The following is a 17,545-nucleotide window of genomic DNA, read 5'->3' on the forward strand; positions in this document are numbered from 1 at the left end:
CATCATATACTTATATTCAGGAAGGCTGAACCGCCACCCGCTGCACCATGTCGCTCAGTTTGATAGACAAGCCTCCCTGAAGCCGTGATTCCTCTGCGGCAAAGGCGATTAAGTGGCTCTGCAGGGAAGCGGTTGCCGAGGTTAATCCCGGTCCGGCATCGCGGTCATGCTCCCGAACTTGATGCAGGAAATCGGCGACCATGCGGTCATCGCCGCCGCCGTGCCCGTCCCCTGTGATGCCGCAATGAAACTCGCTCCGTTCACCAGTGGCGAAGCGTATCAGCGTATAGCTTCCGTCTTCCATATTGCCGTAGATTTCGCCCTTCGTTCCCATAATGCGGACACTCCTGACTTCCTGCTCCGCAAAAGCCGACAGCGTAAAGGTCGCGTTGGCTCCGCCTGCAAACTCCATATTGACGATCTGATGATCGACCACATTGTTATCGCAGCGGTACACGCAGCGGCCAAACGGTCCTTCCTTCAAAGCCTTCATAATCCCTTCCGGCGACAGGTCGGACGTGATGTAACGCGCCCACGGGTGTTCCGGAGGCTGGTTGTACAGCTTAAGCGCCGAGAAAGCGCAGGTGCGTTCGACCGGGCAGCCGTCCGTGCAGCGGTCCGTAGAACCTTCCGGCGCATGCACTTCCCGGAAATGCAGCAGGGACCCGAACGAGCTGACGCGGGTACATGGCTGTTCCATCAGCCAGGAGATGATGTCCAGATCATGACATGATTTGGCCAGAACCATCGGGCTCGATTCGGACGAATTCCGCCAATTGCCCCTCACATAGCTATGCGTCATATGGCGGTAGCCCACATACTCCGAATGCTGGATCGTCGCAATCATGCCGACCTCTCCGGCCTCGATGCAGCGTTTGATGCCGGACCAGAAAGGCGAATACCGGAGCACATGGCTGACGGTTAGCACCCGCCGATGGGCCAGCGCAGCCTGCTCGATGCGGACACATTCTTCGGCTACGGGCGACATCGGCTTCTCCAGCAGGATATGATACCCCAGCTCCAATGCTTTCATCGCAGGCTCGAAATGCAGGCGATCGAGGGTGCTGATAATCATGGCATCCGCAATCCGCCCCTTTTCGAAGGCCTGCTCCCATGAGGCATATACTTGTTCGGGCGCGATGTCATGAATCGCGGCTGTACGTTCCCTGCGCTCCGCGTTTGGCTCCGCGACCGCCACAATTTTCAATTCATCAGGATGCTTCTCCGCATAAGGACCATAGATGTATCGTCCTCTGCTGCCTGCTCCCAGCAGTACGGCAGTTACTGTCTTCACTTTACGTTCCTCCTCGTCATGGTGAATACTTGCCCTGATTGTACGTCACCTGGCAGCGGAGCCGAAAGAGACTATTCGATACATTCATATACTGTTCTTGACTTCCCCCGTTTGGCGTTGCAGCCGGTATTCCTGGGGTGTCGCCTGATTTTGCTTCTTGAAAAAGCGAATGAAAGCCAAGGCCGAATTATAACCGAGAGCCGCGGCGATTTCATTCACCTTCATCGGACTATTCAGCAGCCATTCCTTCGCTTTAAGGTTCCGGTAATCGTTGATGTAATCGGATAATCCCATCCCTGTCAGCTGCTTATACAAACGCGAGAAATAGGAAGGATTCAAACCGATGTGATCCGCGATGGCGATCAGCGATATATCATGGGCCAAATGCTCCTCGATAAACCGGTGCACCTTTTTGACCAGATCGGCAGGCACTTGCCCGCCCTCCGCAGCCTGCCGCGTGAAAAAGCAATCGGCCATACTCCAGAAATACTGCTTTACATCCGGCCACGGAATGGTTTCTTCCTTATGATAAAGAAGCGCTATGTCGAATTTTTCATGAACAGTCTGCCGGAAGGATTCATGCTGGTCGATGCAGGAAAGAAAAATGGATGCCATCGAATGGTACAGCTCCATCTTGCGTCCATAGGCTTGGGAATTCAGCGTCCATATCCCCGTTAGATGCAGGTACAGCTTGTTGAATTCCTCCCTGTGATTGTTCTCCAGGCATTGCTGGAGCAGCTGCAGGCGGGTATGGTAGCAATAATCGTTCGTCTCCGCCCCGCTTTCCTGCAGCTTGAGCAAGTCCGAGTCGGTTACGATCACGGCGGGAGACAGGCCGTTGCCGTAAATGAAGCAGTATTTCAGCATATGGAAGCGCTCCGAGATCGCGGCCCAATCCGTTGGTTCGCTGCCCAGGGCGAACGAGACCGACACGCGCAGCAGCCGCATGCATGTCTGCTGAATGTTCTCCAGCATGGCACTGATATGCGAATACCCCTCTTTCCATGCCGCAGCTTCCAGTACACCGGTTTCCCGCGGCTGAAGCAGCCACACGATACGGGACCCGTCATATACGCAGGAGTAGCACTGCATACCTGCACCTGCATACTCTTCGGCAATGTTCTGAACGCCGTACAGCAACAGCGTTTTGTCGAGCGGCGTAAATGACTCCTTCCAGGTATCCACCCGCCCGAGCAGCAGCAGTACCTGACGATCGGCCTGCAAAGGAATGCCTAACTCCTCCAGATGGCGTGCCAGATGATGCGCTGCCTCCTGCTTGCCCTGAAGCAGCTCCCACAGATACTCCTTCTGCAGCAGCGGCAGCGCCTCACGCATCCGCTTGTTGGCGCGCTCCAGCATCTTAAGCTGCCCGCCCTCTTCATCAAGTTTGGCAATGGCGCGTTCGACGGAGAGGATAATCTTTTCGTCGCTCTCCACCTTCAATATATAATCGAAGCCGCCACATGCCATGGCGCTGCGGATATATTGGAAATCATTGTATCCGGTGAGGAAAATCACCTTGCAGGAAGGCCAATCCGTCTGAATGACCTGCAGCAGCTCGATGCCCTCGAGGCCTGGCATTTTAATGTCGGATATGACGATATCCACCGAAGTTCTGCGCATGACCTGCAGCGCTTCTTCTCCCGAATACGCTTTCAGCACTTCCAATTCCAAATGCTCCGTCGCCTGAAACAATTCCAGCAGCCCGTCTACAATGATAGGCAGATCGTCTACGATAAGCAGCCTGCGCATAGCTTTCGGTTCCTCCTTATTCAACGCCAAGATGTATAAATACTTTGAGTCCGCCAAGCGAAGATCGCGAAACTTCAAGACCGTATTCCGCACCATAGTGCAATTCAATCCGCCGATGCACGTTGATAAGCCCCGTCGTCTCTTCCATGCGGTCAGCCGAATGGGTTAACTTCGCACGCAATTGCTCCAGTTTATCGTCATCCAGATTGTTGCCGTTATCCTCCACACAAATCGTGTACCTTGCCTCTTCCATCAAGCCGGTGACGATTAGTTCCCCAGGGCCGGCCATTCCGCCGAAACCATGCTTGTAGGCATTTTCGATGATCGGCTGCAGGATCAATCGTGGCACCTGAAGCGGAAGCTCCTCGACGTCAAACCGGACACGGATGCGGTCGCCGTAACAGATGGTCTGCATGTCGAGATAGGTACGCGAATGCTTTACCTCCAGCCCAAGCGGGATCACATCCTCGTCGTCGCGGGTAATAAATTGAAAATATTCGCCGATGTATAGGCAAAATTGGTAGGCCTTATCCTTATTGTCGGACTTGATCAGCCGGCATAATACGAAAAAACAGTTATACAGGAAATGCGGGTTGATCTGCGACTGCAGCCGCTTGAGCTCCGAACGCTGATTACGTATCTGCTGCTCATAATTTTGCTCGATCAGCGTTTTAAGCGAATAAACTGTATCATTGAAGGCTTGGTACAGATATCCGAATTCATCGCGTCTGCGGTCGATGGGAACCGGTATCAGTTCCAGCTTTTGCACGCGTTTAAAGCCATGAATCAGCCGCATGAGGGGGCGGTACATCAGCTTGATCAGCGAATATGAAAAAAACGTTCCCACGACAATCGCAAGAGCGCAAGCCCACCAAAACCACTGACGGTACGTATGGATCGGTCCGAGCACGGCCTTCTCCGGGATACACGTGATTAAATACGTCTTCCATACCTCCGAGTATTTGAACACGGTAAGATAACGTTCGCTTCCAAAGTGAACCATGTCGTATCCCTGTTTTACATCCGCAAGCTGCTTCTTCTGAATGAAGGCCTGGAGCGACTCCTGCAATTCGGAATTGTCATTGCTGCGTATCACCCAGCCGCGCTCCAAGTTCAGCAGCATGCTCTCGCCGCTGAGCGACCCGGTAATCTGCCGCAGCGCCTCCCTGATCTTATCCGTGGACAGTTCGACTCCAACAACATACAGCGGACTCTTGAACGTATTCGCGGGGTAAGACATGGTCAGAAACAGACGGTCTTTCCAATAAATGAACGGATCATTGTAATAAGGACCGCCGTGCTGCATCGCTGCATATTCTTCCTCACTGAGTCCCGTCTCGTATTTGACGCTGAGCAGTGTACGTTGGATCAAGGGGACATAAGCTTTCGCTTCGCGGATGAACGGACTGGAGTTTTTCATGAGATCAAGCCGCTTTTGGATGAGCGTGATGCTTTGCGCCCGTTCATAATACGTCATATCCGTCCCGATCGCCGCCAGCTCCATCAAGTCGCTGTCCGTCACGTAATTGGGCAAATACTGCGAGATGCGCTCGACTTCCTTATCCAGCGAATCCAGATAGAAGCTTGCCGTATTGAGCGTGGAACGCGAGATTTCCGTCTGGATGCTGCTTGCCCCCCTCTCATTGATAAACCAGGTGATCATCATGAGAGGGAGCAGCACGCTCAGGAACACAGCCATCATTTTCATAAAAATTGAGGAGTCTTTCAGTCGAAATAACAGCTTCATGGTACGTTCCCCCAAGATGAGATGATCGGCGCGGAACTATTATTCTTTGACACTCCCCATCACAATTCCTTTAATGAAGAATCTCTGCAGAACCGGATAGATCACCAGGATCGGAAAAGCGGCGACGAAGATCTGCGCGGCCTTGCTCGTCCGGTCGGACAGCTTCTGCATCAGCTCGATGTCCTGGGACTTGAGGAATCGAAGGTCCATTTTGATGATAATCGACTGCAGAAAGGTCTGCAGCGGATAGCCGTCAGGGTGATTCATCAGAATCATGCCGTCAAACCAGCTGTTCCAGTGCCAGACAATGGTGAACAATCCCGTGGTCACGAGTGCCGGCAAGGAAAGCGGCGCATAGATTCTCCACAGCGTCGTGAAATGGCCGGCTCCGTCGATTTTGGAGGATTCCTCCAATTCCTTCGGCAGATTGCGGTAGAAGTTCAGCAGCAGAATGATATTGAATACCTGCACCGCGCCAGGAAGCACCAAAGCCCAGATCGTATCGATGAGTCCCACCGCTTTGACGGTCATATACCACGGAATAAGTCCTCCGTTAAACAGAATGGTGAATACAAAAATCCAAGCGTAAAAGGTGCGCATGCCGAACTGGCTGCTTTCTTTGGAGAGCGGATACGCCGTCAGGATGGTGAGGAACATGCTTATCGCCGTCCCCAGCACAACCCGCTGGATCGTTACCCAAAAAGCCCTCAAGTACTCCGGTTTGCCAAACACGTTCTGATACGCTGCCGGGGTGAATTCCACGGGCCACAGCACCACCTTGCCAGCCGATGCGGCTGTGCCCGAGCTGAATGAGATCGCTAAGATATGGATGATCGGCATCAGACATAAGCAAGACAGCAGCGCAAGAAACACGAAGTTGCAGCCCAGAAACAGTCGTCTGCCCAATGACTTTTTCATAAGTATGACCGTTCTCCTTTGCTAGAAAATGCGATAATTGGCGACGCGATAGGCGAGCACATAAGAAGCGGAAATTAAAATGAACGAAACGATGGACTTCAGCAATCCGACCGCCGTGGCGAATCCGTATTGCGCCTGCTCGATGCCCATCCGGTAGACGAAGGTATCGATGACATCCCCGCTTTCGTACACCTGCGGACTGTACAGATTGAAAATCTGGTCGAATCCCGCGTTCAAAACGTTCCCGATATTCAGAGTCAGCATCAGCACGATAATCGGCATCATGCCGGGCAGAGTGATATGAAGGGTTTGTTTCCAGCGGCCTGCGCCGTCGATTTCCGAGGCTTCATACAAGGACGGGTTAATATTGGTAAGTGCCGCCAGGTAAATGATCGTGCCAAAGCCGAATTCTTTCCACACATCCGTGATGACCATAATGTACGGAAACCATTGGTTATCGCCAAGGAAGAATACCGGCTTGATGCCGACCAGTCCGAGAATTTCGTTCAATATGCCTGTCGAGGGAGACAGCACGTCGATCACGATTCCGCTCAGCAGAACCCAGGACAAGAAGTGAGGCAGATAAACCATCGTCTGGAACGTGCGCTTCACCCATTCTTTGCGCAGTTCGTTTAATAGAATCGCAACCGTGATCGGCACGATCAGGCCCGCGATAATTTTCATCGTAGCGATGTACAACGTATTGAATACGATCCGGCTGATATCCGGATAATCCATCAGGAACTTAAAATTCTTCCACCCGACCATCGGAGAACCGAACAGGCCTTTTGTCGGGATGTATTTCTCGAATGCCATCAGTATGCCTACCATTGGGACATAGCTGAATATAATGATGAAGGCGAGTCCGGGAATGAGCATGATATGCAGCGGCCATTCCCGTCTCATTCTGCGTGTCAATTGAACCATTATGCATCGCCTGCCTTGAGTCAAATTAGAAAAACGGGGGAATCGAAGCAGTTCGATTCCCCGCGTGCGGCGTAACTTAGAGTTATTCCTGATTAAGCCATGATTCTTTTCATTCAAATTCAAATTCGAATTCAGATACGGAACATCCGATTATTTGCTTTTGGCGTACCAATCGTTAACTTCCTTCGTGATATCGTCCCCGCCAAGCTTCTTCCACTCGGCAACGAACTTGTCGAACTCATCGATGGATACCTGATTCATAATGATTTTCATAAAAATTTCGTCGCGTTTACGGTTTAGAATCTCGCGTTTCTCGACCATGGTCGGTGTTGGGGCACCGTAAAACTTGTTTTGGTGGAACAGGTTATGCTCCTTCAGATACGGAATATTCGACACCGCTCCGTTAGGCCCGGAAATGAGATACTCCCACCACATGCTGATGTCTTCTCCGTTCACGTATTTCATGGCACGTTCATAGCGGGTTTTTTGGTCCTTCGTCACCGCCAGGCTCGCATCCTTCGTCTCAATGGCCTTCGGCAGTACTTCCCCGTTGTTGCTCGACAGGTTGAATGCCATCACCGGATTCAAGAGCCAGTAGTTATTGCCTTTTTCCTTAAGATCTTTGCCGTATTCATATACCTTTTGCTCCGGAGTCGGATGGTTGTCTGTGGCAATCCATTGATTAAGCAGCTTGATCAGCGCTTCCGGATGTTTCGCTTTTTTGGATACGACGTAGTAGCTGCCCGTTCCCAGCTCAATCTGCGTTGAAGCTTCGGTACTGTCAATGGACGGCAAGCGGTATACGCTCCAATCCTGCACCACTTTGCCGTCCTTCACGGCTGCTTGCGCCAGATGAGCAGGGGTCCATTCGGCGCCGTACAGCACACCAATCTTATTGCTGAAAATAAGTTCCGATTCTTTCTGCATGTCCTTGACCGCGAATTCCGGATCGATCATGCCTTTTTTGAACATGTCCTGCAGTCCGCGGAGCGCTTCTTTCATCTCCGGCTGAATGTCGCTGTTCATCAGGCCGCCTTTGCCGTCATCCATCCACTGATTCAGGTAGGCATGGTAGCCGTTCATGAAGCCGACCAGCCCCAGCGCCCCTTCGTCGAGTTTTTTGTTCAGCGCGATACCGTAGGACTTGCCCGTTCCGCCGGGATCCTTCGTGGCGAAGGCTTCCATGATGTTCATCAGGTCCTGCATCGTTTTCGGTTCAGGCAGGTTCAGCTTCTTCATCCAATCGGAGCGGATCCACACCAGCTGCGGAGCAAACGGGTTGCCCGTCTGCGGAATCGCCATCAGCTTGCCGTCGAAAGTACCCGACTTCATCTGCAGGCCGCCGTCCTTCTGCATGAACTCCTTGGTTTCGTCGCTTGCGTATTGATCATATACGCCGGACAGATCCTGAATCATATCCGCTTCGATCAACTGCTGCACCTGCGCTGGCGTTGCCGGGAAGAAATCGGGAATGTCGTTGGTCGTGATCGCCATCTTCAGCTTCTCCTGAAACTGCGGTCCATCCACGGTACCGTCCACGACCCACTGGTTCGTAATTTTGACGCCAATGTCTTTCTCGTATGCATCGTACACGGCGTTCTTGTCAAAGCTCTCCCCTTCGTCGAACTTCAAATACGGGTCCTGCGCGCGTACCGTCGAAATCTCCAAAACGCCTTGATCCTTCGATACCTCCGGCTTCTCTGCTGCGGCGTTCTCCGCCGGCTGCTTCGTTTCCGCCGTTTTGGTGCTGCATGCCGTCATGCCGAGACTCAAGATAAGTGTAAGAATCAATCCCATTTTCCGTACTTTATGCACGTCTGGCCCTCCTAATTTTGAATGACATGATCTTGTTTGCTTCTATTCTCATTATAGGTAGCGTTTACAACATCGGGCTATATACCGGTCTTTACTTCCATATACAACTGTTGCGGAACGCCAAAAAACCCGAAGCAGATTAATCGCTTCAGGTTTTCTTATCCGAAATGCATATGAATGATTACAACAAAGCTTCGACGGCCTTTTCCATGTCAAGCGGATCTACCGGAGATTCAAAGCGCTCAACCACTTTTCCTTGACGGTCAATCAGGAATTTGGTGAAGTTCCACTTGATATCATTCCCCTCCAGCAGTTCAGGCTGTTCCTTCTGGATGAACGCCGACAGCATTTTAGCTTCCGAGTTGTCCATGTCAAAGCCCTTGAACGGAGCCTGCTCATCCAGGTAGCCGAACAGCGGATGCTTGTCCGCGCCGCGAACATCCACTTTTTCAAAAAGCGGGAACGTCACGCCGTAATTGATCTGGCAAAACGTGCTGACCTCATCATTGCTTCCCGGTTCTTGACCTCCGAACTGGTTGGAAGGAAATCCGAGAATCGTCAATCCGCGATCCTTATATTTTTCGTACAGCTTCTGAAGATCGGCATACTGGACGGTAAATCCGCATTCGCTCGCCGTGTTTACGATCAGAAGTACGCTGCCTTTATATTGTGACAATTCCTTTTCTTCGCCACGGATACTTTTGGCCTTGAATGAATATACGCTCATCTCTAGAACCTCCGTTGTTTTCACCTGGTGACAATAAGCAGGCGTCATTTATATTTCACTTAATTAAATTGTGTACAATCAAAATGTAACACACCTCATTCCCGAATGCAACTCAGAGATGTTTCAGGATATTTTTAGAAAAATGGGTACTATATAAACGAAGTTTAACGTCCAGTAGAATGTTTGCCGTTTGAAGCTTATTCATCTATTAAAGGAGAGTTGATCCATGAAATTATCCGGCAAAACAGCCATTATTACCGGCGGAGCCAGCGGGATCGGACAAGCCACTGCCCGCTTGTTCGCACAGGAGGGGGCGAACGTGGTCATTGCGGATTTTTCTGAAGCAGGACAGGAAGTCGCTGACCGGCTTCAGGAGGACGGTCACCGCGCCATTTATGTAAAGGTGGACGTGACGGTGGAAAAGGATATCGAAGCGCTGATCGAACGCACCGTGCATACCTACGGCCAGCTCGATATCATGTTCGCCAATGCCGGCGTAGCCAATGATGATCCGGCGGATTCGCTCTCGCTTGAGAAATGGCAGCGTACGCTCGATGTCAACTTGACGGGCGTATTCCTGTCCGATAAATATGCGCTGGTACAAATGCTGAAGCAAGGCACCGGCGGCTCAATCATCAACACGGCTTCGATCCACGGACATGCGGCGAAGGCCGGCGTAACGGCATATGGTTCCTCCAAAGGAGGCGTCGTGATGCTGACCCAGACGCTTGGCATCCAATACGCCAGCCGCGGCATTCGCGTGAATGCGGTTTGCCCTGGATACATTGATACGCCGCTGCTCAAGGCCTTGCCGCCCGAGGCGAAGCAGAAGCTTGTTGACCTGCACCCGATCGGTCGCCTCGGGAGTGCCGAAGAGGTCGCCAAAGCGGTCCTGTTCCTGGCCAGCGACGATTCCTCCTTCGTTGTGGGAAGCAGCCTGATGGTCGATGGCGGGTATACGGCCCAGTAACATGCAAGAAGCGTCCGTTATTCAGCCAAAGGCTGGGTACGGACGCTTCTTTTCGGTTACCATCTGCGGCAAACGGACTTCGGTTGCACGTCTGGGCCGTCTAATCGCTGACGCTGATCCGGGTACCCGACGGAGTTTCGTTTGCCCGCTTCCCTTTCACATGCCATAGCGAAGGCGTATCTTTAGCGTGCCCTATCTCGATATCGAACGGCCTGATTTCCGGCAGCCGGTTGAAGCGCAGCCACAACCTGTTGCCGTCCACTATGCTTTCTACCATACGGATTGCTTCTTTACCGGCTTCGTCAATGTCTTGGCCGCCCGTCACGATCCCGCCGGTTGAATCGGGATCCAACCGCTTATTAAAGGAGACGACTACCTCCGTTTCTCCTTGGATGCTGGCTGCCAGCGGAACCGGAGGCTCCTGATACATGTATCCTCCGAGATGATATTCATAAGCGGTCCAGGTCTGGTAGCCCAAATCATACACCGTGTTCTGGAAACGGTTCAGCCAGCCCCGATCCTTGACCATGTTCGCTCTGGAGCCGACATCAGCCTGTATTCCGAGCGGCAGCTCCGGGAAAGCCGCCCGGATGGGCGCGGCAAAACTTTCATAAGAGCCCGGATAATCCGCCTTCAGATTCCGTTTCATCCAGTCCGGCCAATGCGTCTGAAGCACATGTAGATCCGGCTTGACCCTTCCGATCATGGAGATGGCGTCAAGCCCCTGCCATTCCTTCAGCCGCAGCGTGGATACGGCCCCTCCGTCTACGGCCAGCGACCAGGTAGCCACCAGGATATCCTGCCGGGCCTCCCGTGCTCCGCCGCTCCCGTTAATGATTTCATCAATAAGTGCATTCACGGCGTCCACGCGAAAATCAATCCATTTGGCGTAAGCATCCGGCGTTTTTTTATAATAATGAGCCGCAAACCGGTTCAGGAATTCGGGCACCGGAAGTCCGTATTTTTCAAGAAATGCCTGCTCCGCCGCGATCCCAATATCTCCGTAGACGCCGCGGCGGATGCCGTCCCACTCGGGAAAATAAGGCTCGGCGATCTCAATGCCGTCAAATGGATACTCACGAAGCATTCGGGATACGGCTTCCTTCTTCCACTGTACATACTCCTTCGAGAAAGGTGAAAACCGTTCAAATCCGTCATTCAACTCTTTTAAAAGCCCCATTTTCCAGGTCGGCCATTCCGGCGGCAGATGGGAGGTTGAGAATGTCCCGTTTCCGATGACCAGCGCCCAGACAGCCATGCCCCGGTGATGAAAGGAATCGATTAATTCGGCATTCACCTGGCTTTCATTCACCACAAAATAATGGACCGTCCGGTAGCCGGCAAGCTGTAATTCTTCAGCGATGCTGTCAGCGGAGCGGTTCTGATAATAGGGAAACAGGGGATCGATTTGGATACTCGGGCCTTCGAGGGCCCAAGCTCTCGATGTGACGTAATCGCTTCTCACGTTGGTCTCCTTTCTGCGGATCTCACGCGCATCGGCCATTACATGCACAATATGCGCCTGCTATAGTAGCATTGCCGAAAATGGAAAATTTCACCCTTCGCCCGTTTCTTGGCAAGAACGTCACGAATCCTCTCACCGGCCCAAAATTTGTCTCATACAATAAAACAAATCTTGGAAGTGGAGGGGTGCTCCTTGTCAATACTCAAGCTCAGGAAAAGCATTACAATGCAGCAGCGGCTGGCTCAACTGACAGGCCATCTGGTAGAAATCAACGGCGAAGGGCTCGGTCTGGAACCGGGCAGGCTGCAGAGGGTATTCAAAAGAAATTTTATTCAGGTTCAAGGGGAATTGTTTGTTCCCTTAAGTCTTCAGACTGTACGCGTCTTTGACATCAAACCGGCCTCCTGTACCGTGCGTGTCGGTCTGCGGACCACCTTCAGCACCGGATCAGCCTTTTCCAGCATTCGCCTCGTACAGATCGGAACCGATTTTATTGAAGTGCAGTCTAAGGGAAAGTTTCCTTCGCGCATTCTGTTTCCGCTGAACAAAATCGAGGGCATCTTTCCCGTCCGCCTGAAATCGAAAAGCTAAACTACCATTCTGCCCATTTCAGCAGCGCCAGTCCCGCCAAATGAAGCGGATAGAAAGAACGCCATACCCATTTGCGCACCCGGATACCCTCAAGCCGTCTCCATAACCCTGGACCGTAAGCGATCAGCAATGTTGGAAGAATGCTCAGCATCTGTATCAGTCCGCCCGGACCATAGAGCAGCAGATAGAGCATATTCAGCAAGAGATGGGTAAGAAGCAGCCGCTCGTTCGCAAAATAACGGAATGACAATACCATTAGCAGCCCATAGGCTCCATAATCGAAAGGGAAAACCTGCATCACTACGCCTGCTGCCAGCACAATGCCTCCTTTTGCTCTTATCGAAGTCGTCAAATCCATGAGCTGCATGACGGAAGCAGCCATAAACAGTGTGGCAATGACATTTAAGCCATCCGGATTCAGCGCAAGCTGATACGGAAGTTGCGACAAAAGTGCAAGTATCAGCAGCCTTGCCAAATATTTTGTTCTTGATCTTGTATAGAGATGCCCCTTAACCAGCGCATAGGCATATATCGGGAAAGCAATCCTTCCGATCACGCGGAGCCAGAGCTGATTTTCAAAGCAAACAATGCCGATATGGTCCACCAGCATGGTCAACATGGCGATCAGCTGCACGCGAATTTCCTCCCTCCCGTCCTGGACTGTGTCTTTCATTCTATTTTACTTTGCATCAGCTCTTTCTCCAAGTTTCTCTCCGATGTGATATATTCTTAAAAGGAATCATACCATCTCACCTCAAGGAGGGTACTGCTTTGAATTTTGATAAACAAATCACTAGAAATCTTACCGGCTGCGATAAGTGGGACGGTATGCAACATATTTTCGGGACAACGGATGCGCTGCCGATGTGGGTGGCCGATATGGACTTTGAATCGCCTCCTTCGGTCATCGAAGCTATGCAAAAGCGAGTCGAGCATGGAGTATTCGGCTATACCATGCAGACCGATGAATACAAGAACTCTATCGTAAACTGGATGAAACAGCGGCATGGCTGGGAGGTTGAACCGGAGTGGCTCGTATTTTGCCCGGGAGTCGTCCCTGCGCTCAGTTTTGCCGTACAGGCCTTTACCCATCCGGGAGACAAGGTCGTCATCCAGCCTCCGGTATATCCTCCGTTCCACAGCGTCGTCAAGGATCATGGCCGCGAGCTTGTCCTGAATCCGCTGAAGTTCGAGAACGGCCAGTATTCCATGGATCTTGAAGCACTCGAACACATTCTGGATAACCAGCAGATCAAGATGCTGATTCTGTGCAGCCCTCACAACCCGGTTGGACGTGTATGGACTCGCGGGGAACTCGAAGCCCTGGTGGACCTTTGCGCTCGTCATGATGTGCTGATCGTTTCCGATGAAATCCACGCCGATCTGGTTTACGACAAGAGTACGCATATACCTCTTGCCAACATATCCGATGAAGCGAAGAACCGATCCATAATCTGTACTTCGCCGAGCAAAACCTTCAATATCGCCGGGCTGAACACGTCCAATATCATTATTCCGGATCCGCAAATCCGCAAAACCTTCCAAAAGGCGCTCCAGCTCTATCATGTGGGTTCGATCAGCGCAATCGGGAGTACGGCTGCCGAAGCGGCCTACACGGATGGCGGCGAGTGGCTGGACGACGTGCTTGCCTATCTCCAGCAAAATATCGAGTACGTGATTGAGTATGTGGAAAAGCATATCCCCGAGATCAAAGTCGGGAATCCCGAAGCAACGTATTTGCTGTGGATGGATTTCCGGTGTCTTGGCATGACTCCGGCCGAAACCGCCGACTTCCTGCTGACCAAAGCCAAACTCGCCCTGAACAATGGATCGGCATTCGGTCAAGGCGGGGCCGGGTTCATGCGCATGAATGTCGCCTGTCCAAAGTCCACCGTCGTCGAAGCCATGAAGCGCCTGGATAACGCGATGACAGCATGGCGGCTGGAGCAAAAGAACGTCTGACGAGTCGTCCTGATGCCTCGTTCCCTATCCATACCTTGATTCAGTTCATGCCATAAGGGTACTTAACTACTGATATGTTCATGACATTGAAGGAGGTTTTGGCCATGGCAGAACAACGGCTTGCAGGAAAAATTGCGGTAGTTACAGGAGGCGGTTCGGGGATCGGCGAGGCGGCAGCCATTCGCTTCGGGCAGCATGGAGCCAAAGTGTACATGCTGGACCGGACGCCGGAACATGCGGAGAAAACCAAACGTCGGATTGAAGAAGCCGGCGGCGAGGCCATCGTCCTCGAATGCGACATCTCCAAACCGGAGAATATTAAACAGGCTTACCAGCAAATCGCAGAGAACGATCCGCAAATTGATATCGTTTTTGCGAACGCCGGGATCAACGGTACGAAAGCGCCCATTGAGACGATGGAGATCGACGAATGGGACCAAACCATCAACACGAATTTACGCGGTACCTTCGCGACGGTGAAGTATGCCATTCCATTATTGAAAGACAAGGGCGGAAGCGTAATTGTCACCAGCTCGATCAACGGAAACCGCGTCTTCTCCGGCATCGGCTTCTCAGCCTATTCGTCGACGAAGGCTGGACAAGTTGCCTTTGCCAAGATGGCTGCCCTGGAACTGGCGCGTTACAAAATCCGGGTCAATGCCATTTGTCCCGGGGCAATCGATACCAACATCGGAGACAATACCTACCCCTCCGACGATTTGAAGAAAGTAGATATACCCGTGGAATTCCCGGAAGGAAATCACCCGCTTGAACAAAAGCCGGGAGATCCGAAGCAGGTGGCGAATTTGGTACTCTTTCTGGCATCGGATGAATCATCCCATGTTACAGGGACCGAAATCTACGTCGATGGGGCCGAATCCCTGCTTCGAGGCTAGTAACCCTTTCGTTTGGAAGCATCAAAAGAGAGTCCGGACAATTCAGACTCTCTTTTTTTGCATTCCAGAAGCTTCACAACATTAACCCCCTTCCGTTCTCTGCTACGATATATAGACAAAATCCATCCATTATGGTCTATATATTGCCGTTTGGTAGCTTCACTTTCGTTTTTTTCAAATCTTCAATGCAATTTTAGTAAATGCTATGAAAATTTTGCCTCAATTTGTCGAAATATAGAAAGGGATTCTTCAACAAAAGAAATGAAGAGTCCCAATTACATATACATACATCTGGGGGAATTATTTTGAAAACACAGCGGAAAGGAATCTTGCATCTCTTCAGGATCAAAAGACTCCGCAGCAGGCTCATGCTCATTATCTGCCTCATGGTTATTATTCCGAATCTTGTGCTGGCATTCTTTTCTGTCGACAGCGCGAAGGACCAACTTCGGAAAAAATTGGAGGATACGACTCAATCCAGCGTCACACTGCTGGATAAGCTTATTGATACAATGGTCCAAATGCAAGTATCCAACATCAATCAGTTGGCGAATCAGATCACCTCTGATGACATTGATCAGCATTCAGTACAAGCCCGGAAGTTGATTAATGATTACAAGGCCCAGCATCCGGAGGTTGAACTGGTATCGATCGGAAATGACAACGGAGCATGGATGAAATCACCGGATCCGGGACAACAGGATTTCGATCCGCGTACCCGGGCATGGTACACACTCGCCAAAAAGTATCCAAACCAGGCCATGGTCGCGGACCCTTCCATCTCGGTCACGACACAGAATTATGTACTGACGATCTCCAAATTGCTGCCCGACAAAAAAGGTGCCATTAACATCAGCTTCAGCATTACCGAGCTGGATAAAATCGTCCACAATATCCGTCTGGGCAACAATGGTTATATTTATCTGATGGACCGCAATGACAGAATGATGTCCCATCCAACCTTAAAAATCGGGGAAAAGGCCTCCGGGGAACAGCTGGATATGATGAAACTACAGCGGGAAGGATTTATCAGCTACGTCAATCCCGACACGGAAGTGCTTCAGCGCGGTTATTACGCGACGAATAGCGTAACTGCCTTTAAAATCGTGGGAATTCTACCAGACAGCGAGTATGATAAAGCTACTGCTCCGATCTTCTATACCGCCTTGATCGTGCTTGTCGTTGCTGTTGCGGTCGTCATCGTGATTCTGTTCTTCATTATCCGAGGCATGACGAAGCCGATTGAGGAACTGAATCGTTCCTCCATACGAGTCAGCGAGGGGTATCTGAACGAACAAATCGTGACGAAACGGACGGACGAAATCGGAACTTTGGCGAAGAATTACAACGGCATGGTCGCTTCTCTGCGCCGTATGGTAATGGATATGGGAGACACCTCAAGCCAGTTGGCGGCCTCCAGCGAGGAGCTGACGGCCAGCACCGAGATGAATTCCAAATCGGTAGAGCTCGTCACCGATCTGGTTTCCGATTCTTCCGAGGGTGCGAGAAACCAGGCACAGGCTACGGAAGAAACGGCACGCACCATTGAAGAAATGACGCGGGGAATTCAGAAAATAGCGGAATCTGCAGGTATGATCGTTGATTCATCGAGCCGCACCGAAGACGATGTGCATACAGGCAGCCAGAAGATTCGTCAGGTAAGCACACAGATGGATACGATCCGACAGTCCACGGTCGAATCCGCGGAGCTGATGGAACAGCTTCATGACCATAGCGCCAATATCGCGGCTATGAGCACGGCTATTTCGGAAATTTCCAAGCAAACGAACCTGTTGTCACTGAATGCTGCGATTGAGGCGGCACGTGCAGGCGAGCATGGGCGGGGATTTGCAGTCGTGGCGGATGAGGTCCGCAAACTTGCGGATCAGTCGAACGTTACCGCAGATGACATCCAGCAAACGATTGTGAAGATGACCGAGCTGATCACCAGCGCATTCGATGTCATGAAAAACAAAGTTCAAGCAGATGTCAATCAGGGGCTGGACGTCACAACACAAGCCATGGAGGCCTTTGTCAACATCGAGCAGTCTGCCAAGCAAATTGCCGATCAAATTCAGGATATCTCCGCGGTGACAGAGCAAATGTCGGCCAGCAGCGAAGAAATCTCCGCTTCGGTACACGAGGTGGCGGGTATCTCACGCCAGACAGTCGACTCGTTTGAACGCGTGAACGCGGCGAGCCAGGAGCAGCTTGCATCCATGGAGGAAATCACTTCTTCCGCTACCGGACTGTCCCGGATGGCGGCAGATATGCAGGCCATGATCGACCGCTTCAAGCTGGATAAATAAACTTTTAAACTAGATATACCTAAAATAAAAGAGCTGTTTCCCATGTCGAATGTAGCGACTGGAGAAACAGCTCTTTTTTTCATGGAACCATACTTCGAAGCAGCGTAGAGGATGAAACGATTCCGAAAAAGCAAAGCGGTCGCCTTTGCGCTCCAATTTCCACACTTTTATG

Annotated in this window: 14 protein-coding genes; 5 read left to right on the plus strand and 9 right to left on the minus strand. The window is 51.4% G+C overall.

Annotation, left to right across the window (positions count from 1 at the left end):
* Window positions 1-16: 16 nt before the first annotated feature.
* From GRF59_RS25445 to GRF59_RS25475, 7 genes are all read right to left on the minus strand, one after another.
* A complete protein-coding gene (locus tag GRF59_RS25445) occupies window positions 17-1,294 on the minus strand; it encodes a Gfo/Idh/MocA family oxidoreductase (RefSeq protein ID WP_160500539.1) in 1,278 nt (425 codons plus the stop codon).
* A gap of 84 nt (window positions 1,295-1,378) precedes the next feature.
* Entirely contained in the window at window positions 1,379-3,046 is a 1,668-nt protein-coding gene (locus tag GRF59_RS25450; protein WP_160500540.1) for a response regulator, read from the minus strand.
* A gap of 16 nt (window positions 3,047-3,062) precedes the next feature.
* Window positions 3,063-4,793, minus strand: coding sequence for a sensor histidine kinase (locus GRF59_RS25455; RefSeq protein WP_160500541.1), 1,731 nt, complete (start codon window positions 4,791-4,793; stop codon window positions 3,063-3,065).
* A 39-nt stretch (window positions 4,794-4,832) separates the two neighbouring features.
* Window positions 4,833-5,711: a carbohydrate ABC transporter permease gene (locus GRF59_RS25460; protein WP_160500542.1), complete on the minus strand. Its 879-nt coding sequence runs from the start codon at window positions 5,709-5,711 to the stop codon at window positions 4,833-4,835.
* A 21-nt stretch (window positions 5,712-5,732) separates the two neighbouring features.
* Window positions 5,733-6,638 carry an ABC transporter permease gene (locus GRF59_RS25465; RefSeq protein WP_202128864.1) on the minus strand — a complete coding sequence of 302 codons (906 nt, stop codon included), beginning with the start codon at window positions 6,636-6,638 and terminating at the stop codon, window positions 5,733-5,735.
* Between the two features lie 150 nt (window positions 6,639-6,788).
* Entirely contained in the window at window positions 6,789-8,453 is a 1,665-nt protein-coding gene (locus GRF59_RS25470; protein WP_341480140.1) for an extracellular solute-binding protein, read from the minus strand.
* A 181-nt stretch (window positions 8,454-8,634) separates the two neighbouring features.
* Window positions 8,635-9,180, minus strand: a complete 546-nt coding sequence (locus tag GRF59_RS25475) for a glutathione peroxidase (RefSeq protein ID WP_160500543.1) — start codon at window positions 9,178-9,180, stop codon at window positions 8,635-8,637.
* A gap of 226 nt (window positions 9,181-9,406) precedes the next feature.
* On the opposite strand from GRF59_RS25475, the gene GRF59_RS25480 reads away from it, so the two are divergent.
* A complete protein-coding gene (locus tag GRF59_RS25480; protein ID WP_160500544.1) occupies window positions 9,407-10,150 on the plus strand; it encodes an SDR family NAD(P)-dependent oxidoreductase in 744 nt (247 codons plus the stop codon).
* Window positions 10,151-10,250: 100 nt separating this feature from the next.
* On the opposite strand, the gene GRF59_RS25485 is transcribed toward GRF59_RS25480, so the two are convergent.
* A complete protein-coding gene (locus GRF59_RS25485; protein ID WP_160500629.1) occupies window positions 10,251-11,654 on the minus strand; it encodes an alpha-amylase family protein in 1,404 nt (467 codons plus the stop codon).
* 153 nt (window positions 11,655-11,807) lie between these two features.
* Between GRF59_RS25485 and GRF59_RS25490 the strand changes: the two genes are divergently transcribed.
* The gene (locus tag GRF59_RS25490) at window positions 11,808-12,206 is read left to right on the plus strand and encodes a hypothetical protein (protein ID WP_237392044.1); all 399 of its coding nucleotides are present in this window, start codon (window positions 11,808-11,810) and stop codon (window positions 12,204-12,206) included.
* Window position 12,207: 1 nt separating this feature from the next.
* Here GRF59_RS25490 and GRF59_RS25495 read toward each other — a convergent pair whose 3' ends face one another.
* The gene (locus GRF59_RS25495; protein WP_202128865.1) at window positions 12,208-12,879 is read right to left on the minus strand and encodes a TraX family protein; all 672 of its coding nucleotides are present in this window, start codon (window positions 12,877-12,879) and stop codon (window positions 12,208-12,210) included.
* Window positions 12,880-12,977: 98 nt separating this feature from the next.
* On the opposite strand from GRF59_RS25495, the gene GRF59_RS25500 reads away from it, so the two are divergent.
* The 3 genes from GRF59_RS25500 (at window position 12,978) to GRF59_RS25510 (ending at window position 17,373) form a co-directional block, all read left to right on the plus strand.
* Window positions 12,978-14,168, plus strand: a complete 1,191-nt coding sequence (locus tag GRF59_RS25500) for a MalY/PatB family protein (protein ID WP_160500545.1) — start codon at window positions 12,978-12,980, stop codon at window positions 14,166-14,168.
* A 104-nt stretch (window positions 14,169-14,272) separates the two neighbouring features.
* Window positions 14,273-15,064, plus strand: coding sequence for an SDR family oxidoreductase (locus GRF59_RS25505; protein ID WP_160500546.1), 792 nt, complete (start codon window positions 14,273-14,275; stop codon window positions 15,062-15,064).
* A 305-nt stretch (window positions 15,065-15,369) separates the two neighbouring features.
* Entirely contained in the window at window positions 15,370-17,373 is a 2,004-nt protein-coding gene (locus GRF59_RS25510) for a methyl-accepting chemotaxis protein (RefSeq protein WP_341480141.1), read from the plus strand.
* Window positions 17,374-17,545: the final 172 nt, after the last annotated feature.

The sequence above is a fragment of the Paenibacillus dendrobii genome (assembly GCF_009807035.1).
Classification (GTDB): Bacteria; Bacillota; Bacilli; order Paenibacillales; family Paenibacillaceae; genus Paenibacillus_AQ; species Paenibacillus_AQ dendrobii.